Source organism: Kaistia nematophila (assembly GCF_026343855.1).
Lineage (GTDB): Bacteria > Pseudomonadota > Alphaproteobacteria > Rhizobiales > Kaistiaceae > Kaistia > Kaistia nematophila.
In genome coordinates this window covers 109,152-132,091 of the sequence record NZ_JAPKNK010000010.1, presented here as the reverse complement: position 1 = coordinate 132,091, position 22,940 = coordinate 109,152, and the positions used below count along the sequence as shown (strand labels likewise).

The window sequence follows — 22,940 nt, the reverse complement described above, 5'->3', positions numbered from 1 at the left end:
GCCTGTCTCAGCCCGAGATCGTCTCGACATAGGTCATGACGAGATAGATCACCGCCTCGGAAGCGCGGAGGTTGCGGTAGCTGTGCGGCACGTCGGCCTCGAAGGCGATGGCGTCGCCCTCGCCCAGAACCTGCGGCGCGTCGCGGCCGGCGATGATCTCGATCGTGCCCTGGGCGACGACCAGGTTTTCCAGCGTCCCCGGCGCGTGCGGGTCGGCGTCCTCGCGATGGTTGGGGCCGAGCCGCAGCTCGTAGAACTCGACCTTGCGCTCGCCGCTGAACGGAAACAGCGCCCGCGACGAGAAGCGACCGTCGCTCGAGGTGAGGATCTTGGCCTTGTCGCGCAGCATCACCGTCGTGCCGCGCGCCTCCTGTCCGTTCATCAGCGTCGCGAACGGCACACCGAGCGCAGTCGCCACCTTCCAGAGCAGGTTGATGGTCGGGGCGCTCTTGCCGGTCTCGATCTGCGAGAGCATGGCGCGGCTGACGCCGGAAAGCTTGGCGAGCCGCTCCAGCGAATGGCCGCGCCGGGTGCGCAGGCGGCGCAGGTTGCGGCCGACCAGGGCCGCGAGCTCGCCGGATGTGTCGGTGGCGACCTCGTCCGGCGCGTCTTCGATCAGGGCTGGCGTCGCATGCACCATGGCCGCGCCCCGGTTCAGCCGATCGCGACCGGCTGGGTTACAGGCACCGGAACCATGACCCAGACCGGCATCCAGGCGACCGGCATCGACACCATCGGCATCGCCATCTGCGGTGCCGCCGGCTGCGGGCTGCGCGCCTTGCGATACGATGCGAGGTCGATGATCTGGGCCGTCTGTTGCTGCACGTCCATGGCCTCCAATGCCGGCTGAATGCGTCCGTTATATCAGAAGTCCGGCCGCTATTTCGACGCAAGCGACCGTGATCTCGCGCAAAAAAGTAATGATTTCCGCCATTCCGCGCTCGGGCGAGGCGCGAATTCGGACCTCGCGGAAGAAGGCAAAATCCTTTTCCACGTTTCGGCGACAGCAAGGGCGATGGCGCGGCGACGCCCGGCCGGCTGGCATTTCGCTATGCTTGCCGCCACCTACATAGGGTGGCAGAGCGAGAAACCCGCCTGGAGCTTCGACATGAGCAAGCAACCGCCCGCAACGTCGCAAATCCCGGGAAACGGAGCGCCCCTGCCCCGCCCGGTGCGGTCCAGCCTCGACCTGATCGGCCGCACGCCCGTTGTCGAGCTGACGACCTTCGACACCGGCCCGTGCCGGCTGTTCGTCAAGCTGGAGAGCCAGAATCCCGGCGGCTCGATCAAGGACCGCATCGCGCTGTCGATGATCGCCGCCGCCGAGGCGGACGGCCGGCTGAAGCCGGGCGGCACCATCGTCGAGGCGACCGCCGGCAATACCGGCCTCGGCCTCGCCCAGGTGGCGCTGCCGAAGGGCTATCACCTGATCCTCGTCGTGCCCGACAAGATGTCGCGCGAGAAGGTGCAGCATCTGCGCGCCATCGGCGCCGACGTGCGCACCACGCGCTCCGACGTCGGCAAGGGCCATCCCGACTATTACCAGGACATGGGCGCCCGCATCGCCGAGGAGACCGGCGGCTTCTTCGTCAACCAGTTCGCCAACCCGGCCAATCCGCGCGCGCATGAGACGACGACGGGGCCGGAGATCTTCGAGCAGTTGGACGGCGACGTCGACGCGATCGTCGTCGGCGTCGGCTCGGGCGGCACGCTTTCCGGCATCGGCCGCTATTTCCGGCGCGTCTCGCCGAAGACGAAGATGGTGCTGGCCGATCCGAAGGGCTCGATCCTGGCGCCGCTGGTCAATACCGGCGAGACGATCGAGCCCGGAAGCTGGGCCGTCGAGGGTATCGGCGAGGACTTCGTGCCGCCCAACGCCGACCTGTCGCTGGTGTCGCGCGCCTACACCATCACCGACCGTGAAAGCATCGCGGCGGCGCGCGCCCTGCTGGCGCAGGAGGGCATCCTGGCCGGCTCCTCCTCGGGCACGCTGCTGGCGGCGGCGCTGCGCTATTGCCGCGAGCAGACGGAGCCGCAGCGCGTCGTCACCCTCGTCTGCGACAGCGGCAACAAATACCTGTCCAAGGTGTTCAACGACGTCTGGGTCGCCGAGCAGGGCCTGATCGAGAAGATCCGCCACGGAAACTTACGCGATCTCGTCGCCCGCAGCTTCGCCGAAGGCGGCACGGTGACCGTCGCGCCCGACGACACGCTCTCCACCGCCTACGCCCGGATGCGCTCGGCCGATGTCTCGCAATTGCCGGTGATCGAACATGGCGCGCTGATCGGCCTCATCGACGAAAGCGACGTGCTGGGCGGCCTGCGGCCGCAGGCGCGCGCCGGCCGCAGCGCTTTCGGCGCCTCGGTGCGCGACGCCATGGTGACGGAGCTCAACACGCTGCAGGCGGACGAGCCGGTCGAGGCGCTGCTGCCGGTGTTCGAGCGCAACGAGGTCGCCATCGTCATGGATGGCGACGAGTTCGTCGGGCTCATCACCCGGATCGATCTGATCAATCACGAAAGGTTGGCATTTTGAACAAGCCCCTGAAGCCGAACCGCCTTGCCTTCGAGACCCGCGCCATCCATGGCGGCCAGAGCCACGATCCGCTGACGGGCGCCGTCATGGTGCCGATCTACGCCACCTCGACCTTCGCGCAGGAAAGCCCGGGCGTGCACAAGGGCTTCGAATATGGCCGCTCGCAAAACCCGACCCGCTTCGCCTTCGAGCGCGCCGTCGCTGACCTGGAGAGCGGCACGGCCGGCTTCGCCTTCGCCTCCGGCCTCGCGGCGATCTCGACGACGCTGGAGCTCCTCTCCGTCGGCGACCACATCGTCGCGACCGACGATCTTTATGGCGGCACCTTCCGGCTGCTCGACAAGGTGCGCAAGCGCAGCGCCGGGCTCTACGTCTCCTTCGCCGACTTCACCGATCTTGATGCCGTCGAGGCGGCGATCCGGCCGGAGACGAAGCTGCTCTGGATCGAGACGCCGACCAATCCGCTGCTGCGCATCGTCGACCTCGAGGCGATCGCCGCGCTGGCGAAGCGGCGCGGCCTGATCACGGTTGCCGACAACACCTTTGCCAGCCCCTACATCCAGCGTCCGCTCGAATTCGGCATCGACGTCGTCGTCCATTCGACGACCAAATATCTGAACGGCCATTCCGACATGATCGGCGGCACAGTCGTCGTCGGCCCGAAACAGGAGATCGTCGACCAGATCCGCTTCCTGCAGAACGCCGTCGGCGCCATCTCCGGTCCGTTCGACAGCTTCCTGGCGCTGCGCGGGCTGAAGACGCTGGCGCTTCGGATGCAGCGGCATTCGGAGAACGGCCTCGCCATCGCCCGCTGGCTGGAGGCACGCCCCGACGTGAAGCGGGTGATCTATCCGGGCCTCGAGAGCCATCCGCAGCACGCGATCGCCAGGCGGCAGATGCACGCCTTCGGCGGCATGATCAGCGTCGAGTTCGACCGCGACCTCGCCGGCACCCGGCGCTTCCTGGAACGGGTGCGCCTGTTCACCCTCGCCGAGAGCCTCGGCGGCGTCGAGAGCCTGATCGAACACCCCGCCACCATGACCCATGCCTCGATCCCGCTGGCGCAGCGCGAGGCGATCGGCATCTCGGACGGGCTGGTGCGCCTCTCGGCCGGCATCGAGGCAGCCGACGACCTGATCGCCGACATCGCGCAGGCGCTGCTCTAGGTGGAGGCGCGAACACTGCGCCACGGGCTGGTTCCGACCGGCCTGTGACGCCGATCACTGCTGGGATCATGACGCTACGGTAAGCTTGGTGTAGAAGATAAACCTTCGGCATCAGGATGATCATGTCCAGCTCGACGAAATCCTCGGACTTCGAGCCCCTTTCGGTCTCTGACGGCGCCGCGACGGAGCTTTTCGCTTCCTCGACCGCCGAGTCCGTTCCAGCCCGGCGCCGCAAGGCGGCAGCCGAGGCCGAGGCCGTCACCGTCGTGACCTTGGCGCTGAGCAACCGCGTCCTCGAATACTTCCAGGGCGAAGGCGACGACTGGCAGGTCCGCGTCAACGAGGCCCTCAACCTCATCGTCAACCGCCATGTCGCCCGCGAGGCGAAGAAGCGCGCCCGCCTGCGCGCCCGCACCTCGGCCCGCCGCCGCCCGGCCGCGGCGGGCTGATCGGTTCACGTGAAACAATGACGGCAAAGAAGCGGCCGCATCGCTTTGACCGACGCCAACCGGGAGCGGGCGGCTAGTTGCCGCCGCCGTAATAGAGCAGCCGCGTCAGAAGCGTGTAGTTCGCCTCCGACGCCATGATGGCGACGAAGACCAGAACCAGCAGCGGCGGCAGCAGGATGGCGTAGATCAGCGTCAGCCGCTCCCAGGCCATGTGCATGAAGATGGCGACGATCAGCCCTGCCTTCAGCAGCATGAACAGCACGATCAGCGTCCAGCGCAGCCAGCCATGCAGGCCGACATAATCGACCAGGTAGGAACAGGCGCTGAGCACGAACAGCCAGGCCCAGACGGCGAGATAGAGCTTGACCGGATGGTGCTGCACGTCGGCGGGCGGCCGCTCCCCGGCGGGCTTGCCGGCATCGGCATGAACGATCGCTTCGGCCATGCGAACCTCCTACCAGAGGTAAAAGAAGGCGAAGATGAAGACCCAGACGAGATCGACGAAGTGCCAGTACAGGCCCATGATCTCGATCGTCTCGTAACGGCCCTTGCGGCTGGTGAAGAAGCCGCGCCGGCCGGTGTCGAAATCGCCGCGCAGCACCTTGCGCGCCAGGATGATCAGGAAGATCACGCCGACAGTGACATGGGTGCCGTGGAAGCCGGTGATCATGAAGAAGGTCGAGCCGAACTGCGGCGCGCCCCACGGATTGCTCCAGGGCCGGACGCCCTCGCGGATCAGCTTGGTCCACTCGAATGCCTGCATGCCGACGAAGCAGGCGCCGAACAGCGCCGTCACCAGCATCAGTGTCCCGGCCTTTCGCCGCTCGCGCAGATAGCCATAGTGCACCGCCAGCGCCATGGTGCCCGAGCTGGAAATCAGCACGAAGGTCATGATCGCGATCAGGATCAGCGGCACCTCGGTGCCGCCGATCTGAAGCGCGAACACTTCGCTGGGGTTCGGCCACGGCACGGTCGTCGACATCCGCACCGTCATGTAGGCGACGAGGAAGCAGCCGAAGACGAAGGTGTCGGAGAGCAGGAACACCCACATCATCGCCTTGCCCCACGACACGCCCTTGAAGGCGTTGCGGTCCGAGGCCCAGTCGGCGAGGAAGCTCGGCCAGCCGGAAGCGGCGCGACGGCCGCCGGCGGCGGCTGAAGGGGCGAGATCGGCGGGATGATCGGTCATGTGCGCCTCCTCACGTCAGGAACTGGCGGCAGATGGCGACGAAGTCGCTGAGCCAGTTCGCCAGCAGCCCGAGCAGCACCAGCCAGATCAGCAGCAGCGCGTGCCAGTAGGTGGCGCAGAGCTCGACGCCGAGCCGCAGTTGCGCGACGCCGGCGCCGCGCTGCATGCGCCAGGTGACGCGGCCGAGCGCCGCCAGCCCGCCGAGGACATGCAGCCCGTGCAGGGCGGTGATCAGGTAAAAGAAGGCATTCGCCGGATTGGTCGCGAGATAGTAGCCCTCGATCTCGAGCTGCCGCCAGGCGATCAACTGGCCGATGACGAAGAGCGCCGCGGTAGCGCCTGCCGCCAGCACGCCGGCCCGCACCCCGTCCGCATCGTCGCGCCCGGCGGCGAGCCGCGCCGTTTCAAGCGAGAGGCTGCTCAGCGCCAGCACCCCGGTATTGACCCAGAGGATGCCGGGCATCCGCACCGCTTCCCAGTCGCCGAGGCTGGCTCGCATCAGATAGGCGCTGATGGTGAGCGCGAAGAGCGAGCCGACCACGGCGAGGAAGACGGCGAGGCCGACCTTGGCCACGCGAGCGCCCGACGGATCAGCGGCGGGAAAGCGGCCGACGACGCCGGTCTCCAGCCAGGGCTTCGCAAGGATGCCCTGACGCCAGAGCCAGGCGAAGGCGATCAGGATGATGACGGTGAGAAAGGCAAGGATCAGGCTCATCGCGCGCCCCCCGCGACGGCATGGCCCGGTATGTCCGGATCCAGTCCCGGCTGGTTCTGCGGCACGAAATCCTCCGCCGCCCCCGGCACGGAATAGTCATAGGCCCAGCGATAGACGACCGGCAGCTCGGCGCCCCAGTTGCCATGTGCCGGCGGCGTCTCCGGGGTCTGCCATTCGAGCGTGGTCGCCCGCCACGGATTGCCGCCGGCCTCGCGGCCGTGCCTGACGCTCCAGGCGAGGTTGAACAGGAACAGCACCTGCGTCGCACCGACGATGAGGGCCGCGACCGTGATCCAGACGTTCAGCGCCGCCGCCGAATGGGGCACGAAAGCCGTGTCGCCCATCTCGTAATAGCGCCGGGGCACGCCAAGCAGGCCGAGATAGTGCATCGGGAAGAAGATGGCGTAGGCGCCGAGGAAGGTGATCCAGAAATGGATCTTGCCGAGCGTCGGGTTCAGCATCCGCCCGGTGATCTTCGGATACCAGTGATAGAGGGCGCCGAAGATCACGAGAATCGGCGCGACCCCCATCACCATGTGGAAATGCGCCACCACGAACATCGTATCGGAGAGCGGCACGTCGACGACGACATTGCCGAGGAACAGCCCGGTCAGCCCGCCATTGACGAAGGTGACGATGAAGCCGAGCGCGAACAGCATCGGCACGGTGAAATGGATGTCGCCGCGCCAGAGCGTCAGCACCCAATTGTAGACCTTGAGCGCGGTCGGCACCGCGATGATCAGCGTCGTCGTGGCGAAGAAGAAGCCGAAGCCCGGATTCATGCCGCTGACATACATGTGGTGCGCCCAGACCACGAAGGAGAGCGCGCCGATGATGACGATCGCCCACACCATCATCCGGTAGCCGAAGATGTTCTTGCGGGCGTGCGTGCTGATGAGGTCGGAGACGATGCCGAAGGCCGGCAGCGCGACGATGTAGACCTCGGGATGGCCGAAGAACCAGAACAGGTGCTGGAACAGGATCGGGCTGCCGCCGGCATAAGGCGCCTGCTCGCCGGTTACGACGATCGCCGGCATGAAGAAGCTGGTGCCGAACAGCCGGTCGAACAGCATCATCACCGCGCCGACGAAAAGCGCGGGGAAGGCGAGCAGCGCCATCACCGTGGCGGTGAAGATGCCCCAGATCGTCAGCGGCATCCGCATCAGCGTCATGCCGCGCGTGCGCCCCTGCAGCACGGTGACGACGTAGTTGAGCCCGCCCATGGTGAAGCCGATGATGAACAGCATCAGCGAGGCCAGCATCACGATGATGCCCCATTGCTGGCCGGGCGTGTTGGCGAGGATCGCCTGCGGCGGATAGAGCGTCCAGCCGGCGCCGGTCGGGCCGCCCGGCACGAAGAAGCCGGCGGCGAGCAGCAGCACCGCGACCAGGTAAATCCAGTAGGAAAGCATGTTGAGATAGGGGAACATCATGTCCCGCGCCCCGAGCATCAGCGGGATCAGGTAGTTGCCGAAGCCGCCGAGGAAGAGCGCGGTCAGCAGGTACACCACCATGATCATGCCGTGCATGGTGATGAACTGGTAATAGTGGTCGGCATCGAGGAAGGTCAGCAGGCCGGGAAAGGCGAGTTGCAGCCGCATCAGCCAGGACAGCACCAGCGCCACCAGCCCGATCGCCATTGCCGTCAGTCCATATTGAACCGCGATAACCTTGGCGTCCTGCGAGAAGACGTATTTCGTCACCCAGCTCTTCGGGTGGTAGAGATCGAGTTCGCCGCCTTCATGCGGCGCCTCGGCGTCGTGCCCGCCCGCTACCGGTTCGCCATGCGTGACATCGACCATGAGCCGTCACCCCGCTGCGTTGCGGGGGCGTGGCGTCGAGCCCTCCCCCGTCCCTCTCCTGCCGTCGCCGTCGCAACGATCGATCGTCATCGCAGCGCTCCCGTCTGGAGCGCGCTCGTCTTGGCGGGTTGCATCTGCTCGAAGGTCTGCTGCTGGGCGAGCCAGGCCTGGTAGTCGGCCTCGGGCTCGACCACGACGAGCCCGCGCATATAGGGATGGCCGACGCCACAGAGCTCGGCGCACAGCACCTCGAAGCTGCCGGTGCGCGTCGGCGTCAGCCAGTAGTAGGTGACCGAGCCGGGGATCATGTCCATCTTGGCGCGGAACTCCGGCACGAAGAAATCATGCACCACGTCGAGCGAACGCAGCAGCAACGCCACCGGCTTGCCGACCGGCAGATGCAGTTCGCCACCCTGCACGATGACGTCGTCGCGGCCGCGCGGATCGTCGGGATCGATGCCGAGCGGGTTGGTATCGCTGACGTCGCGCGTGTCGGCGGCGCCGAGCTTGCCGTCCTTGCCGGGCAGCCGATACGCCCATTGCCATTGCTGGCCGACCACCTCGACCGCGCTGGCGTCGGCCGGAACGCGGATGAAGCGCGCCCAGACAACCAGCCCGGGCGCCAGCATGGCGGCGACGCCGATCGCCGTGCCGATCGCGAGCCAGCTCTCCAGCCGCTTGTTCTCCGGCTCATAGGCGGCGCGCCGGCCGGGGCGGTGGCGGAAGCGCAGCACGCAATAGGCGAGGAAGAGGACGACGGCGGCGAAGACGGCGCCCGTGATCCAGAAGGTGATGTTGACGGTATCGTCGATATAGCCCCAGTTCGAGGCGATCGGCGTGAACCACCACGGGCTCAGGAAATGGAAGAGCACCGAGCCGACGACCACCAGAGCCAGCACTATCGCGATCAGCATCCTCTTGCTCCCTGCCGGACGGCGTCGGAACAGAATGCATGCACGAACCCGAAGACGCGGCCGGCGTCTCCCGGTCATTCCTTGCTGCGACGAACGCTTCGCCCGCCGCCTCTCTCCGATCCGGACCGTCCGCTGCAGCGACCCTGCGGCCGGCTACTGCTTCTTGCCGTCGGGCCCGAACTGCTTCAGGTAGGCGATGACGTTGTCAATGTCCGTCTGATCCTTGAGCCCCGGGAAGCTCATCTTGGTGCCGGGGATCTTGGCCTTTGGATTCTGGATGTATTCGCGGAAGATGGCCTCGTCCCAGACGATGCCGGAATTCTTGTTGGCGGCCGAATAGCTGTATCCGGGCACCGAGCCGGTCTTGCGGCCGAACAGGCCGTTCAGCTCTGGCCCGACGGCGTTCTTGGCCGTCTCGCCGATCTGGTGACAGGCGCGGCACTTCAGGAACACCTTTTCGCCCTGTGCCGGATCGCCGGCGGCGCGCGCAACCGTCGGCAAGACGGCGAACATGAGCAAAGGAACCAGCAGCGTTGCGTAGCCCCGCTGAATCATCGAAGCCTCCCGACAACCGGACATCGCAGCCAAATCGGCTCGTTCTGCGCCGATTCCGCGACGAAACCGTCGCGGACGGCACGTATCGCGCGCAATCTAGCACATTTCCGCAAGGGAATGTCAGTTTAGAATGAATATGATCAAGGAATATAGGTAACGCGACGCGGCCGAACGGCCCTTGCCTCCGCCGGCCGAACAGGCTTGTCTTCCCGGCGACCGTTTCCGTCCAACAACACAACGCCAACGCGATAAACGCGGCGCCATGCCGGAGAAGCGAATGATCTACGAACTGCGCGTCTATTCCTGCCTGCCCGGCCGCATGCCGGCGCTGCAGAAACGCTTCCGCGAGCACACGCTCCGCCTGTGGGACCGGCACGGCATCCGGCAGGCCGGCTTCTGGACGACGCTGATCGGCCCGGCCAACAACGACCTCACCTATCTGATCGCGTGGGAGAGCCTGGCCGACCGCGAGAGCCGCTGGAACGCCTTCATGGCCGACCCGGAATGGCAGGCAGCCCGCGCCGACAGCGAGAAGGACGGCCTGATCGTCGCCAATGTCGCGAGCTCGTTCCTGCAGCCGACCGATTTTTCCTCGGTCCGCTAGGCCACCGAAGCGACGCGACAGGGCTTCCGGACCGGCTGACCGGCCCGGAGGCCGCTAGGCGCTCAGATGCTCGACCAAAATCATGACGCCGAGTCCGATCAGGGCGATGCCGCCGGCGATTTCCGCATAGCGGCCGAAGCGCTGGCCGACGAACCGGCCGGCGAGAATGCCGCCCGTCGACATGACGGTGGTGGCGAGACCGATCGCGATGGCGATGACGACGATGTTCACGTCGAGGAAGGCGAGCGAGACGCCGACGGCCATCGCGTCGAGGCTGGTGCCGATCGCGGTCGCGAGCAGCGTGCCGAAGCCGCCATGGCGCGCCGCGGCGACGGCGTCATCCGGTCGCCGGATGGCATGCAGCGCCATGCGGCCGCCGACGGCGGCGAGCAGGCCGAAGGCGATCCAGTGATCGACCGCCTGAACGAACTGGCTGGCGGCGATGCCGAGCAGCCAGCCGACCAGCGGCGTGATCGCCTCGACCACGCCGAAGACAATGCCGGTACGAAGCGCGGTGCCGAGATTCGGACGCGCGATGGCGGCGCCGCGGCCGACCGAGGCGATCAGCGCGTCGACGGACATGCCGACGGCCAGGATGAGAATGGCGAAGGGGGACACGATATCTCTCGGGGACGGGCCGGTCGCGTCCGATTCCCCGCCCTGTGAGGAACCTGCGACACGGTCTCGCCGAGACGCTTCTGCGTCCGGACGCGCCACGCGCGACTGCGCGAGTATGTTGACGCGACCCCGTCCAGGACGGTGGCTACTCCCCGATGGCCCGCCACTTAAGGGGTCGGCCCGCGAGTGTCAACCTTCGACTAAACGCTTGAATTGCTTCTGATAATCGCTCGCAACAGCAGGCTCACGGCAGCAGCAGGTTGACCCGCATGGTGAAGTCCATCGCCTCCATGGCGAGCAGCGCCGAGGCGGCGGCCCAGATCTTTCCGGGCAGACCCTTCAGCGTCGAAAGCCGCGACGGCGCCGGCTCGCCCTCGGCCCGGCAGGCTTCGAAATCGACCCGGAAGCGCAGCTTCGATCCGCTCGCCGCCGCGTCGTCGCGCATGACGGAATAGCGGCCGCCCGGCTCGATCGCCATGACGGTCCCGACATTGTCCTGGCCCTCGACCCTGGGCCAGGCGACGCGGTCGCCAACGCGGAAACGCGGGCTGATGCCGTTTTCGGCCGCCCATCGTGCCTGCACCGCCTCGAGTTGCTCGTTCAGCAGCCGGCTGTAATCGTCAAGCGCGGCATAGACGGCCTCGTCGCAGCGCCAGGCCTCGTAGCGGACGAGGTCGCGGCCGAGTTCGCGGCCATCCTTGGTGAAATCACCATAGGTGGCGATGTCATGCGGCGCGTCCTTCAGCCGGTCGGCCCGGATCAGGCCCGCCTCATAAAGGCTCACGGCGAGATCGGTTGCGATCGCGAGCCGATCCTCGGCCGACAGGGTCGTCGGCCGCGCTGGTCCAGTCCGTGTGCCGCGCATCGGTCAGCGTTCCTCTCCCAGGCTTGCGGCAGAACGAGGCCGCGTCGAAGACTGTTCCTCATATGGACGGGCGCCCGCCCGTTTGAAACCCCTCGGCGCGGATCCGTTCCCGCGCCATCGCCCTGTCGAGGCGAACCGGGGAAATCGGCTTTTTGATTCAAGGTGTTGCCCACGGGTCATCGACGGACGAAAGCGGCGGATGGCACAAGCCGCGCCGTCAACAATGCCAAGGGGGCACGAGATGAAGAAGACCTACGAAAAGCCGAGCTTCGACAAGGGCGCTCTGCTGCAGCGCGTCGCCGCGACCATGCCGACCAGCGGCCAGCCCGACTAAGCGACATCCGGCCTGCCGGCGAATTGCCTGCCGGCGGGCCAACCTGAGGCGCCTCTGGCATGGCGCGCCACCGTTGAAGGCCCTAGCCTAGGGATCCGCCCCGGCCCGGTCCGACGGATTCGTCCGGCAGGAAGCGACCACGGGACCACCCTGCGCAACACAGCCAGAGAGACGAAGATGAGCCCCCCCGACGACCTGCCGGCACCGATTCCGGCTCCCCTGCTCGTCTCGACCGACTGGCTGAAGCGGCATCTCGGCTCACCCGATCTTCGCATCCTCGATTCGACTACCCGTCTCGTCGCCGACGAACGGCCGAAGGGCGATCTGGAAGGCTTCGAGGCCGGCCATGTTCCGGGCGCGCAGTTCCTCGACCTGCAGCGCGACCTTTCCGACATCGATTCCGTGCTGCTGTTCATGGCTCCGAGCGAAGCCGAATTCGCGGCGGCGATCACCCGGCTCGGCATCGGCGGCTCTTCCCACGTCGTCGTCTACAGCCGGGGCAATCCCTGGTGGGCGACGCGGGTCTGGTGGGTGTTCCGCCTCTTCGGCCTCGACAATGTCTCGGTCCTCGACGGCGGCTGGAAGGGTTGGATCGAGGCGCGGGGTCCGGTGGAGACCGGCCCGGCGCGGCCGGTGGCGGCCGTTCCGGCGCCGCCTCTGGCACGACGCCCGCTTGTGGCGACACGCGAAGCCGTCCTCGCCGCGATCGGCGATCGGCAACAGAGCATTGTCAACGCGCTGCCGCGCTCGAGCTTCTCCGGCGCGTCGGCGCCCTCGAAGGGGCGCGCCGGACGGATCGCCGGCAGCGTCAACCTCCCGGCCGGCGAACTGGTCGACGCGGAATCCGGCCGCTTCCTGCCTGTCGCAGCCCTGGCCGAGCGGCTGAAATCGGTCGGTCTCGACGAGGGCCGGGCCGGCATCGCCTATTGCGGCGGCGGCATCGCGGGGTCGGCCATCGCCTTCGCCGCCGCGCTCGCCGACAAGCCGGAACCGCGCCTCTATGACGCCTCGCTGCAGGAATGGGCGACGGACGATTCGCTGCCGATGGAGGCCGGCTAGGCGCGGCGTCGTCTCGAAATGATATTCCGCCCTTATTGGCAAGGGCAGAATAGGATACACCTTTCGCCTGACATTTCAGAGCGTTACGGCGTTACCGCCGCCCGCCGAACTCCCTAAGCTGATCTCGATTTCCTCCGAGGGGCCTGCGCCGAGGCGCGGTTCCCGACGATTCCACGCGCCAGCCGAGACTGTTCGGCGGCCTGCTCGAGATCCAGAACCATGACTTCCCAGATCTGGCCCGCCCCCGCCATCACGTCGAACCTCGCCGCCGTGCGCGCGACGTCGCCGCTGGTCTTCGGCCTCACCAACTATATCGCCGCCCCCCTGAGCGCGAACGTGCTGCTCGCCGTCGGCGCCTCGCCGGCCATCGGTGGCATCCCCTCGGCGGCCGAGCACTTTGCCGGCATCGCGCAGGGCGTCTGGATCAACCTGGCCTCGCTGGTCGCCGACGATCCCGGCATCCTGATCGGCGTGGCAAAGGCAGCCTCGGCCCGACAGACGCCCTGGGTGCTCGACCCGGTGACGGTCGGCGCCGGCGCGACGGCGAACGACCGCCTCGCGGCCGAGCTGGTGGAGCTTCGCCCCGGCGTCGTGCGAGGCAATGCCAGCGAGGTGATCGCGCTTGCCGGCGGCACGGGCGGCACCAAGGGCGTTGATTCGACCGCCAGCGCAGAAGAGGCCATCCCCTTCGCGCAAAGTCTCGCCCGCAAGACGGGCGGCGTGGTCGCCGTCAGTGGCCCGACCGACTACATCACCGATGGCGAGGCCGTCGTCGCGGTGCCGGGCGGGCACGTCAACCTGACCCGCGTCACCGGCACGGGCTGCAGTCTTGGCGCACTGGTGGCGGCGTTCGCCGGCGTCGTGCCGGACAGGCTGCAGGCGGCGGTATCCGCCCATGCGGTCCTCGCCGTGGCGGCCGAGCGGGCAGCCGCGATCGCGCCGGGAACCGGCTCCTTCTCGATCGCGCTGCTCGACCAGCTGTCGCTGCTCGACGCCGCCGCCTGATCCCGCTCCCATGAGCGCCGAGACCGATACATTGCCGCAGGCCCGGATCGTCAAGGCGTCGCCACGTCGGAGCGGGCAGTCCGTCGTCCGCGGCGTGCTGCTGCCCTGGCTCAGCCCGGTCGCGATCCTCTTCCTCTGGTGGGGCGTCGCGGCGACGGGGCTTGTCGGGCCGAAGGCGCTGCCCTCTCCGGTCGAGGTCGTGGCGGCCGGCTGGGAGCTGACGCTGAACGGCCGGCTGCCGCAGGCGCTGGTCGCCAGCCTCGCCCGCGTGCTGGCCGGCACGATCATCGGCGTCGCGCTCGGCCTCGTGGCCGGCTTGTTGGCGGGCTATTACCGGGCCGGGCAGATCGTCGTCGACAAGCCGCTGCAGATGCTGCGCGCCGTGCCGTTCAACGCGCTGGTGCCGCTCTTCATCGTCGCCTTCGGCATCGGCGAATGGATGAAGGTGTCGCTGATCGCCGTCGGCGTGCTGGTGCCGATCTATCTGAACACCTTCGCCGGCGTCCGCAATGTCGACAGCAAGCTGGTCGAGGTGGGGCTGGTCTACCGGGTGCCGCGCCGGCTGATCGCCTACAGGATCCTCTTCCTCGGCGCGCTGCCTTCGATCCTGACCGGCCTGCGCTTTTCGCTCGCCATCGCCTGGATCGCGCTCGTCACCAGCGAGACGGTCAATGCCAATGCCGGCATCGGCTACATCCTGGCGCAGGCGCAGCGCTTCGTCCGCACCGACCAGGTTTTCCTCTGCATCGTCATCTACGCGCTGCTCGGCATCCTCACCGACTATCTCGTGCGCCTTCTCGAAGCCCGGCTGCTCGCCTGGCGCAAGACCTATGACGGACGCTGACCGCGAGCCGTCGACAGCCCATTCCTCCACCTGGATCTTCAAGGACGACATGATGTCTGCAATGCATTCCAGCCTCCGCCGCACGGCCGCCGTAGCCTCCCTCGGCTTCCTCCTTTCCAGCGGCGCGGCGCTCGCCGAAGACGCGGTGACCTTCCGCGCGGCCTATCTGCCGACAGCGAATTACCTGACCACCGTCCGCACCACCGGCATCCTGGAGAAGGAACTGGCCAAGGTCGGCGCCAAGGTCGAGTTCATCGGCCCGCTCGACCCGTTCTCGGCCTACAACACCGTCACCTCCGGCAGCGCCGACGCCTCGTCGACCGGCACCGGCTATTTCGTCAATCTCTCGGCCCAGAAGAGCGACTGGGTCGCCTTCGCGCTGGAGAAGTATTCGGGCAACAGCCAGGGCATCGTCGCGGCGCCCGGCTCCGGCGTGACCTCGCTCAAGGACCTCTACGGCAAGAAGGTCGGCATCGACGGCGAAGGCGCGACCGGCGACTACATCCTCAACCTCGCCTTCAAGGAGGCTGGCCTCGACGTCTCGAAGGTCGAGAAGGTGACGCTGGACACGACGAGCTTTGCCTCCGCCTTCGCCAGCGGCCAGGTCGCGGCGATCGCGAGCTATGACCAGAACCTCGCCAACGCCATCGCGACCGAAGGCGCCAAGGTGCTGGTCACCGCCGACCAGCTGCCGACCGCCAACTGGTCGATCCACATCGTCAGCCGCGAATTCGCCGAGAAGCATCGCGAGGCGCTGAAGGCGGTCTATGACGGCCTCGTCCAGGAGGCGGCCCGCGCCCAGGCCAACCCGGCCCTGATCCCGGACGCCTATCGCGAATTCGGCGCCTCGGAAGGCCTCGCCAAGGTCGTCGCCGGCTTCGACACGCCGAAGATCCTGCCGCTCGACGCCGCCGCCGTCGCCGACCTGAACCGCCTCGGCGCGCAATATGTCGAGTTCGGCTTCATCGAGAAGGCGCCCGACATCGCCGGCTACGTCGTCGACCTGTCGAAATAGTCGCCAGCCATCGAAAGCCCCAGCCCGTGCCCGAAATCAGGCTTGAGCGCATCGCGAAGTCCTTCGGCGATGCGCCCGTTCTCGATCGCGTCGACCTCGTCATCCCGGCGGGCGAGTTCATCGCCATCGTCGGCCGCTCCGGCTCGGGCAAATCGACCCTGCTGCGCATCATCGCCGGACTGGAGCAGGCCACCTCCGGCCGGCTGCAATCGACCGACCGGCTCGCCGTCGCCTTCCAGGAGGCGCGGCTGATGCCGTGGCTGAAGGTATCGGAAAATGTCGGCTTCGGACTGCCGGCGAAGGACCAGGCGCGCATCGTCACCGACGCGCTCGCCGAGGTCGGCCTCGCCGGCAAGGCCAATGCCTGGCCGCTGACGCTTTCCGGCGGCCAGGCCCAGCGCGTCTCGCTGGCGCGCGCGCTCGTCCGCCAGCCCGAGGTGCTGCTTCTCGACGAGCCTTTCGGCGCGCTCGACGCGCTGACCAAGCTCGAAATGCAGAACCTGGTCGGCACGCTGTGGCGGACGCATGGCTGGACCGTCGTCATGGTCACGCATGACGTCGCCGAAGCAGTGCGGCTCGCCGACCGCGTCATCGTGCTCGACGGCGGCCGGATCTCCGAGACCGTCGCCATCCCGGGCCGCGGGCCGCGCAGCCCCGAGGACGGCCATCTCGCCCCGCTCGAAGCCCGGTTGCTGCGCCATCTCGGCGTACCGCTGCCGGCCGGCGATGCCGCACCGCAGCCGGCGCATCCCTAACGGCCTCGGCCACCACCATCGGAACCATCATGCCCCGCACCCGCCCCGGACAGATCCATCTCGCCGCCTTCATGAACGCCGGCCCAGGCGGCGTCGGCTCGTGGCGCCATCCGGACGCGGAATCCGGCTGGTTCTCGCCGGCCTTCTACCAGAAGGTCGGCCGCATCCTCGAAGCGGCGCGGTTCGACTTCGTCTTCTTCGCCGACAGCCTCGGCATCCCGAGAAGCTTCGGCAACAGCATCGAGAACCACGTGCATTACGGCGTCGGCACGCCGAGGCTGGACCCGATCCCGGTCATCGCGCAGATCGCCGCGGTCACAAAGCACCTCGGCGTCGGCGCGACGCTCTCGACCGGCTATCAGCAGCCCTTCAACGCGGCGCGCACCTTCTCCTCGCTCGACCACCTGACCGGCGGCCGCGCCGGCTGGAATGTCGTCACCTCGTTCCAGGACGCGGAAGCGCTCAATTTCGGCAACGAGAAGCTGCCCGGCCGAACCGAGCGCTACCAGCGCGCCGACGAGTTCCTCGAGGTCACGGCCAGGCTCTGGGACAGCTGGCAGGATGGCGCGCTCAAGCTCGACAAGGCGAGCGGCGACTTCGCCGATCCGGGCAAGGTCGCCTCGATCGATCACCAGGGTCGGCATTTCCAGGTCCAGGGCCCGCTCAGCCTGCCGCGCGCGCCGCAGGGCTATCCCGTCATCATCCAGGCCGGCTCGTCGCCGGACGGCCGCGACTTCGCCGCGCGCTGGGCCGACGTGATCTTCTGCAGCCACGCCTCGATCGATTCCGCCATCGCCTTCTATGCCGACGTGAAGTCGCTGGCGGCGAAATACGGCCGCGACCCCGACCACATCAAGATCCTGCCGGCGGTAACCCCGATCGTCGGCCGGAGCGAGGAAGAGGCCGAGGCGCGGAAGCGGGAATTCGAGGAGCTGGTGCCGGCGGAGGCCGGCCTCGCCCGCCTCTCCTATCACATCGACGTCGACCTCTCGCAGTTCGACCTCGACAAGCCGCTACCGCCGCTCGACGTCAAGGGCGTCTACGGTCACTACCGCGAGGTGCTGGAGGTCGCGGCGCGCGAGAACCTCACCGTCCGGCAGCTCGGCAAATGGTATGGCGCGCGCACCGAAGGCGATCTCGTCGGCACGCCGGCGCTGATCGCCGACCGGATGGAGGAATGGTTCGACCGGCGCGCGGCGGACGGCTTCATGGTCGTGCCCACGCATGTGCCAGCCGCCTTCGGGGAGTTCGCCGAACTGGTCGTACCGGAACTGCAGCGGCGCGGCCTGTTCCGCGAGCACTATGAAGGCGCGACGCTGCGCGAAAACCTCGGCGTGCCGCGGCCGGCGGCCGGCGAATGGAAATCCCGCCTGCGCTAGGCCGGCGAGGAGCGGCGCGCGCGAGCGAAATCCGGCCAAGTTCGACACCGCCAGAAAGCAGGACACGCTCCTCTGGGAGCACCCAGAGCAATCTAGCCGAGACGGAACCAAACAGCGCTCGGGCCGTTTATCCCGCATCCATTCAACAAGGAGGATGTCATGGGACGCGGTATCTTGCTCTGGCTGCTCGGTGTTCCTATTCCGATTATCATCCTTCTCGCCATCTTCTTCCGATAGGAGGATGAAATGGCACTTGTCGAAGTAGAAGCGGCGACTTCAACAGCCGAATCGCCCCGCTCGGCGGTTTCGTGGAGCGCGATCTTCGCCGGCGCGGCTGCCGCGGTCGCGGTCACCATTATCCTGACGCTACTGGGCTCCGGCCTCGGGCTCGCCGCCGTCTCCCCCTGGTCCGGGCACGGCGCGTCGATCGCCACGGTGGCGATCTCGGCGATCATCTGGCTTGTGGTAACGCAATGGGTCGCCTCTGGCGTCGCCGGCTATCTCGCGGGGCGGCTGCGCACCAAATGGGTCGGTGTCCATACCGACGAGGTCTTCTTCCGCGATACCGCCCATGGCTTCATCGCCTGGTGCATCGCGACCGTCTTCGTCGTCGCCCTGCTGACCTCGGCGATCGGCGCCGCGATCTCGCAGGGCGTGCAGTCGACGACGGCGCTGGTTTCCGGCGCGGCCCAGGGAGCGGCGCATGGCGCGACGGCTTCCGCCGACGGCGCCGGCGATCCGAGCGGCTACTTCATCGACCTAATGTTCCGCCCGGCAGCCCAGGCGGGCTCGGCGCCTTCCGCGCAGGGCGACAATGGCGCGATGCGCGCAGAGGTGACGCGAATCCTGCTGCAGGATGCGGCGAGCGGTGAATTCCCGGCCGGCGACAAGGCCTATCTGGCCCAACTGGTCGCGAGCCGCACCGGCCTGACGCAGGCCGACGCCGAAAAGCGCGTCACCGACGTGCTGGCCCAGATCCAGGCGGCGAAGGACAAGGCCAAGGAGGCCGCCGACGCGGCGCGCAAGGCCGGCCTGACCACCACGCTCCTGACCGTCGTCGCCATGCTCGTGGGCGCCTTCATCGCCTCGGTCGCCGCCGCCTACGCCGGCAGCCGCCGCGACGACGATGCGGCAGTCCTCCACCGCTGACCGACGCATCCCGAAGCTCCATCGAAACTCAGGCCGCCCGGCTTCCGGGCGGCCTGAATTTTTCCATGTCTGCCCTCGACACCACAGAACCGAAACGATTCGGCATTGACAGCGTTTTCCCACGCCGATACGTTTTCGGCCTGAAGCGCTTTCATCGTGGGGAGGACGATGTAGCGACGAGCATGAGCGACGCCGGCCGCTGTAGATCGCGCCCTCGGGCGGCGCCGCAAGATGGCGTCGACTGGCCCATAAATCAGCCATTTTTGCCTTTTCGCCGCGCGATCCGGGTCGGCTCCACGGCGGCCGACGACGCGCGCGGCACGCCTCAGGCAAGACGAACCGAAGCCGGTAAAGTCGCGAGGCTCAATCGCCCGGTTCTTACCATACCGTTTCGGTAACGCCCACCCAGACACGCCTCCCGACGGACCGTCCGCAGATCGTCGCCGACAACCGGCGACACCGCATATCTCGCATCGTCGGCTGTTACGGACAGGCCGGCCCCTCTCGACCCGGAGACCGCAAGTGGAAATCGCATACCAGCTGTACACCTCCCGGAAAGCCCTCCCGCTGACGGGCCAGCTCCCGTTCCTGAAGCGTGTCGGCTACGACCATATCGAGCTGTGGCCCGGCGCCTATCAGGACGACCCCAGGGGCTTCCGTCGCGCCCTCGACGACGCCGGCCTCGACGCACCGAGCGTCTTCATCGCCGACCCCACCGAGGCGGACGACCTGCCGGCATGGATCGAAGCGGCACAGGTCCTGGGCGGCAGGACCATCGTCCGGCCCGGGGTCATGCCGGAGCGCCGCCCCACCGGAGCGGATGGATGGAAGCGGCTCGCCGAACGACTCTCGAAGGAGGCCGAGATCGCCTGGTCCGCAGGCCTGAACTTCGCCTGGCACAACCATGACTTCGAGTTCCAGCCGCTTGCCGACGGAGCGCGGCCGATCGACATTCTCGTCGAGCATTCCGACCCGCTTGTCCGCCTCGAACTTGATTGCGGCTGGGTGTTCCAGGCCGGCAGCGACATCGAGACCGAGTTGAGGCGCTTCGCCGACCGCATCATCGCCATCCACGCCAAGGACGCGGCGCCGCTCGGCACGGCCGAAGAAGACGGCTGGCTGGCGCATGGCGACGGCGTCATCGACTGGGTAGCGCTGCTGCCCGCGATCAGGGCGACCAACGCCACGCTTGCCGTGGTCGAACATGACGAGCCGGCCGACTGGGAATATGTCGCCAGGCGGTCCTACGAAAGCCTCGCGCAACTCTTCGACGGCAAGGACGACCGCTGACGCTGTATATCGGGCCGATATCGGCCCGAGACCTTTACCCCCTCGGGGGAGCGCAACTGCGTCCAGCGATGAACTTCGGTACGAAGATCTTTTCGCGCGGCTTGATTGGCTCGCTGCCACGATGATGGATACGGTCGAGCAGGAACATCGTCGCCGCCTGCGCGATTTCCGCGATCGGCTGCACCACGACGGTGAGCTGCGGACAGATGACGCTGGCCCAGGGCACGCTGTCGATCGTCGCGAGCGAAATGTCGTCGGGACAATTGAAGCGAAGATCGTTGATCGCCTGAAGCGCGCCGAGCGCCATCAGGCTGTTCGCCGCCACGATCGCGGTCGGGCGGTCCGGGCGGGTCAGTAGCCGCATCGTCTGGTCATAGGCGACGTCGCCGCTGTACTGACCGTCGACGATCAAGGCGTCATCGGGCTCGATCCCGCTGGCGAGGAGAGTTGCGCGAAATCCCTTCTCCCGCTGTCCGGACGTCCACAACCCGGCGGTTCCGGCGATGTGAGCGATCCTGCGATGGCCGAGGCGCAGTAGATGCTGGGTCAGCATCGCGGTCGCGAGCTCGTTGTCGATGCCGACGAAATCGGTATTGAGCGCCTCGATCTTGTGATCGATGGCGACCAGCGGCGTCTTCAGCGTCGCCAGGAACTGCAGGTGGTCGCCGGCCGGCAGATGGGGCGAGATGATGATGCCACCGACACGCTGGCCGGTGAGGGCATCGATGATCGCCCGCTCACGCAGAGGATCCGTCTTCGTCTCCGACAGGGTGACGAGATGATGATGCTCGAGCGCCGTCTCCTCGATGGCCGCCATCAGGTCGCCGAACCACGGATTCTGCATCGAGCCGATGACGACGCCGATCAGCCGGGAACGCCCGGCCTTGAGGCTCTGCGCGACCGGATTGGGCGAATAGCCCACTGCCTCGGCCGCCTCGGTGATCCGTCGCAAAGTCTCCGGCGTGACCTGCGAGCCGTCGCGAAGGGCGACCGAGACCGTCGAAATGGAAACTTTGGCCATCTTGGCCACGTCTCGAATGGTCGCCATCTACCGAACCGTTTCTTCAGAATTCATTCCCATGAGGATAACCACCGCGATCGGCCACTGCAACCCGGACCGAGCGACTGAATGCAAGCCGAATGCCCCCAGTCGATCCTGCGTCCGGCGCTCGATCGGCCCTTGACTCGATCGAGCGGAGCATGGAATACCGAAACGGTTCGGTGATTTGGGAGAAGGACCGCCGGGCATCTGCAAACACGCCGACCAGCGGTTCACGACGACATCAATCCACATCTTCGCGCCCGTCACCATGGCGGGGGCAGGACTTTGACCGAAGCCCCATTGAAGGGGACGAATTCTGCCGCGCTCAAAAGGAGGAATTGAGCATGAACGAAGCGTCGATACCCCCGCGTTCCATCAACCGGAGAACCTTTCTCGGCGGCACGATGGCAGCGGCCACGGCCCTGAGCCTTGGCGTAGGGAAGTCCTGGGCCCAGTCCGGCGAGAAGATCAAGTTCTGGGACATGGTCTGGGGCACCGGCCAGACCTACACCGACGCCGCCAAGGGCATCGCCAACGCCTACAAGCCGGCCGAAGGCCTGCTGGGCGTCGAGTACCAGTCGATCCCATGGGCGAACTGGTACCAGACCTTCACCGCCGCCGGCGCCGCCAACACGACCCCCGCCGTCAGCTCCGGCGCGGCCTACCTGCCCTTCTACTTCATGGAGCAGGGCAAGATGGCGCCGGCCGACGACCTGCTGGCGTGGCTGAAGAAGGACGGCAAGGACGACTTCCTGCCCGGCCTCATCGATGCGCTGCAGACCAAGAACGGATTGGCCGCCATGCCGTGGTCGATCGACCTGCGCGTGCTCTGGTTCCGCAAGTCGATCCTGGAAAAGGCCGGCGCCGAGGTTCCGACCGACTGGCAGAGCTACATCAAGGCCGGCGAGGCGCTGCAGAAGGCCGGCTATGTCGGCTTCGCGACCTCCGGCTACGGCTTCCACAACGTCGCGTCGGTCCTGCTCAACAATGGCGGCGGCCTGTTCAACGAGGACGGCGATCCGGACTGCGTCACCGATCGCAACATCGAGGCGATCGACTTCCTGCACGAGCTCGTCGCCAAGGAGATCATCGATCCCTATGCGATCGGCTACGACTACGCCGCCAACGTCATGCCGGACTGGACGAGCGGCCACATCGCCATGGGCTTCGAGCAGGTCGGCCTGCCCGCCAAGATGCCGGCCGAGGTGGCGGCGGACCTGATCGTTGCCTCGCCGCTCGCCAGCGTCAGCGGCAACAAGGGCGCGGCCTACTGGGTCAACCCGCTGATGATGTTCAAGACCACGCCGTCGCAGCCGTCGTCGGAAGCTTTCCTGGCACACTATCTCGACAATCTGCACCTGTTCTGGGAGCGGGGCGTGTGCTCCGACCTGCCGACGAAGAAGAGCATCACCGACCTGCCGATCTTCCAGAACGACCCGAACATGGCGCGGTCGATCAATGAATGGCAGCCGATCGGCAAGACCATCGCGGCCCGCTCCAAATATCCCTTCGGCGCGCTGAACGCCGTCGATGGCGGCTCCGCCATGATCAACATGCTGCAACGGATCCTGCAGGGCGAGAAGAACTCCAAGGCCCTGCTCGAGGAGCTGCAGGCAGGCCTGGTCAAGGTCATGAAGGCGTAGCGAAGATCCGGC

The 22,940-nt window shown here is 67.1% G+C and carries 24 protein-coding genes and 1 riboswitch; of the genes, 13 read left to right on the top strand and 11 right to left on the bottom strand.

Going from position 1 to position 22,940, the window contains the following annotated elements:
- Positions 1-7: 7 nt before the first annotated feature.
- A complete protein-coding gene (locus tag OSH07_RS20220) occupies positions 8-640 on the bottom strand; it encodes a helix-turn-helix domain-containing protein (RefSeq protein WP_277614345.1) in 633 nt (210 codons plus the stop codon).
- A gap of 14 nt (positions 641-654) precedes the next feature.
- Positions 655-831 (bottom strand): hypothetical protein, encoded by a 177-nt coding sequence (locus OSH07_RS20215; protein WP_266340493.1) that lies wholly within the window; start codon positions 829-831, stop codon positions 655-657.
- Between the two features lie 277 nt (positions 832-1,108).
- Here OSH07_RS20215 and OSH07_RS20210 point away from each other — a divergent pair, with 277 nt between their 5' ends.
- From OSH07_RS20210 to OSH07_RS20200, 3 genes are all read left to right on the top strand, one after another.
- Entirely contained in the window at positions 1,109-2,536 is a 1,428-nt protein-coding gene (locus OSH07_RS20210) for a cystathionine beta-synthase (protein ID WP_266340492.1), read from the top strand.
- Positions 2,533-3,702, top strand: coding sequence for a cystathionine gamma-synthase (locus OSH07_RS20205; protein ID WP_266340491.1), 1,170 nt, complete (start codon positions 2,533-2,535; stop codon positions 3,700-3,702). The genes OSH07_RS20210 and OSH07_RS20205 overlap by 4 nt, the downstream gene beginning before the upstream one ends.
- Positions 3,703-3,824: 122 nt before the next feature.
- A complete protein-coding gene (locus OSH07_RS20200) occupies positions 3,825-4,151 on the top strand; it encodes a BrnA antitoxin family protein (protein ID WP_266340490.1) in 327 nt (108 codons plus the stop codon).
- A gap of 73 nt (positions 4,152-4,224) precedes the next feature.
- Here the strand turns inward: OSH07_RS20200 and OSH07_RS20195 are convergent, their stop codons facing one another.
- The 6 genes from OSH07_RS20195 to OSH07_RS20170 form a co-directional block, all read right to left on the bottom strand.
- Positions 4,225-4,596, bottom strand: coding sequence for a cytochrome C oxidase subunit IV family protein (locus OSH07_RS20195; RefSeq protein WP_266340489.1), 372 nt, complete (start codon positions 4,594-4,596; stop codon positions 4,225-4,227).
- Positions 4,597-4,605: 9 nt separating this feature from the next.
- The gene (locus OSH07_RS20190; protein WP_266340488.1) at positions 4,606-5,340 is read right to left on the bottom strand and encodes a heme-copper oxidase subunit III family protein; all 735 of its coding nucleotides are present in this window, start codon (positions 5,338-5,340) and stop codon (positions 4,606-4,608) included.
- Between the two features lie 10 nt (positions 5,341-5,350).
- Positions 5,351-6,055: a cytochrome c oxidase subunit 3 gene (locus OSH07_RS20185; protein ID WP_266340487.1), complete on the bottom strand. Its 705-nt coding sequence runs from the start codon at positions 6,053-6,055 to the stop codon at positions 5,351-5,353.
- Positions 6,052-7,857, bottom strand: coding sequence for a cytochrome c oxidase subunit I (locus OSH07_RS20180; RefSeq protein WP_266340486.1), 1,806 nt, complete (start codon positions 7,855-7,857; stop codon positions 6,052-6,054). The genes OSH07_RS20185 and OSH07_RS20180 overlap by 4 nt, the downstream gene beginning before the upstream one ends.
- 86 nt (positions 7,858-7,943) lie before the next feature.
- Complete coding sequence (locus tag OSH07_RS20175) at positions 7,944-8,771, bottom strand: cytochrome c oxidase subunit II (RefSeq protein WP_266340485.1); 828 nt, start codon at positions 8,769-8,771, stop codon at positions 7,944-7,946.
- Positions 8,772-8,924: 153 nt separating this feature from the next.
- On the bottom strand, positions 8,925-9,284 hold the full coding sequence (locus OSH07_RS20170; protein ID WP_266340558.1) for a c-type cytochrome: 360 nt from the start codon (positions 9,282-9,284) through the stop codon (positions 8,925-8,927).
- 319 nt (positions 9,285-9,603) lie between these two features.
- Here OSH07_RS20170 and OSH07_RS20165 point away from each other — a divergent pair, with 319 nt between their 5' ends.
- Positions 9,604-9,930: an NIPSNAP family protein gene (locus OSH07_RS20165; RefSeq protein ID WP_266340484.1), complete on the top strand. Its 327-nt coding sequence runs from the start codon at positions 9,604-9,606 to the stop codon at positions 9,928-9,930.
- Positions 9,931-9,984: 54 nt separating this feature from the next.
- On the opposite strand, the gene OSH07_RS20160 is transcribed toward OSH07_RS20165, so the two are convergent.
- Both OSH07_RS20160 and OSH07_RS20155 read right to left on the bottom strand, forming a co-directional pair.
- Positions 9,985-10,548: a manganese efflux pump MntP family protein gene (locus OSH07_RS20160; protein ID WP_266340483.1), complete on the bottom strand. Its 564-nt coding sequence runs from the start codon at positions 10,546-10,548 to the stop codon at positions 9,985-9,987.
- Positions 10,549-10,619: 71 nt separating this feature from the next.
- A riboswitch (yybP-ykoY riboswitch) is annotated at positions 10,620-10,723 on the bottom strand.
- Positions 10,724-10,792: 69 nt separating this feature from the next.
- A complete protein-coding gene (locus OSH07_RS20155) occupies positions 10,793-11,413 on the bottom strand; it encodes a hypothetical protein (RefSeq protein ID WP_266340482.1) in 621 nt (206 codons plus the stop codon).
- Between the two features lie 511 nt (positions 11,414-11,924).
- Between OSH07_RS20155 and OSH07_RS20150 the strand changes: the two genes are divergently transcribed.
- The 8 genes from OSH07_RS20150 (at position 11,925) to OSH07_RS20115 (ending at position 20,243) form a co-directional block, all read left to right on the top strand.
- A complete protein-coding gene (locus OSH07_RS20150) occupies positions 11,925-12,806 on the top strand; it encodes a sulfurtransferase (protein WP_266340481.1) in 882 nt (293 codons plus the stop codon).
- A gap of 219 nt (positions 12,807-13,025) precedes the next feature.
- Positions 13,026-13,811 (top strand): hydroxyethylthiazole kinase, encoded by a 786-nt coding sequence (thiM, locus tag OSH07_RS20145; protein ID WP_266340480.1) that lies wholly within the window; start codon positions 13,026-13,028, stop codon positions 13,809-13,811.
- Between the two features lie 10 nt (positions 13,812-13,821).
- Entirely contained in the window at positions 13,822-14,655 is an 834-nt protein-coding gene (locus OSH07_RS20140) for an ABC transporter permease (RefSeq protein WP_266340479.1), read from the top strand.
- Positions 14,642-15,670 carry an ABC transporter substrate-binding protein gene (locus OSH07_RS20135; RefSeq protein WP_266340478.1) on the top strand — a complete coding sequence of 343 codons (1,029 nt, stop codon included), beginning with the start codon at positions 14,642-14,644 and terminating at the stop codon, positions 15,668-15,670. The genes OSH07_RS20140 and OSH07_RS20135 overlap by 14 nt, the downstream gene beginning before the upstream one ends.
- 26 nt (positions 15,671-15,696) lie before the next feature.
- Positions 15,697-16,425, top strand: a complete 729-nt coding sequence (locus OSH07_RS20130) for an ABC transporter ATP-binding protein (RefSeq protein ID WP_266340477.1) — start codon at positions 15,697-15,699, stop codon at positions 16,423-16,425.
- Positions 16,426-16,454: 29 nt separating this feature from the next.
- Complete coding sequence (locus OSH07_RS20125) at positions 16,455-17,804, top strand: LLM class flavin-dependent oxidoreductase (protein WP_266340476.1); 1,350 nt, start codon at positions 16,455-16,457, stop codon at positions 17,802-17,804.
- A 246-nt stretch (positions 17,805-18,050) separates the two neighbouring features.
- Positions 18,051-18,953: a hypothetical protein gene (locus tag OSH07_RS20120; RefSeq protein WP_266340475.1), complete on the top strand. Its 903-nt coding sequence runs from the start codon at positions 18,051-18,053 to the stop codon at positions 18,951-18,953.
- A gap of 522 nt (positions 18,954-19,475) precedes the next feature.
- Positions 19,476-20,243 carry a sugar phosphate isomerase/epimerase family protein gene (locus tag OSH07_RS20115; RefSeq protein ID WP_266340474.1) on the top strand — a complete coding sequence of 256 codons (768 nt, stop codon included), beginning with the start codon at positions 19,476-19,478 and terminating at the stop codon, positions 20,241-20,243.
- Positions 20,244-20,277: 34 nt separating this feature from the next.
- On the opposite strand, the gene OSH07_RS20110 is transcribed toward OSH07_RS20115, so the two are convergent.
- Positions 20,278-21,291 (bottom strand): LacI family DNA-binding transcriptional regulator, encoded by a 1,014-nt coding sequence (locus tag OSH07_RS20110; protein WP_266340473.1) that lies wholly within the window; start codon positions 21,289-21,291, stop codon positions 20,278-20,280.
- Between the two features lie 398 nt (positions 21,292-21,689).
- On the opposite strand from OSH07_RS20110, the gene OSH07_RS20105 reads away from it, so the two are divergent.
- A complete protein-coding gene (locus tag OSH07_RS20105; RefSeq protein WP_266340472.1) occupies positions 21,690-22,928 on the top strand; it encodes an ABC transporter substrate-binding protein in 1,239 nt (412 codons plus the stop codon).
- Positions 22,929-22,940 lie beyond the last annotated feature (12 nt).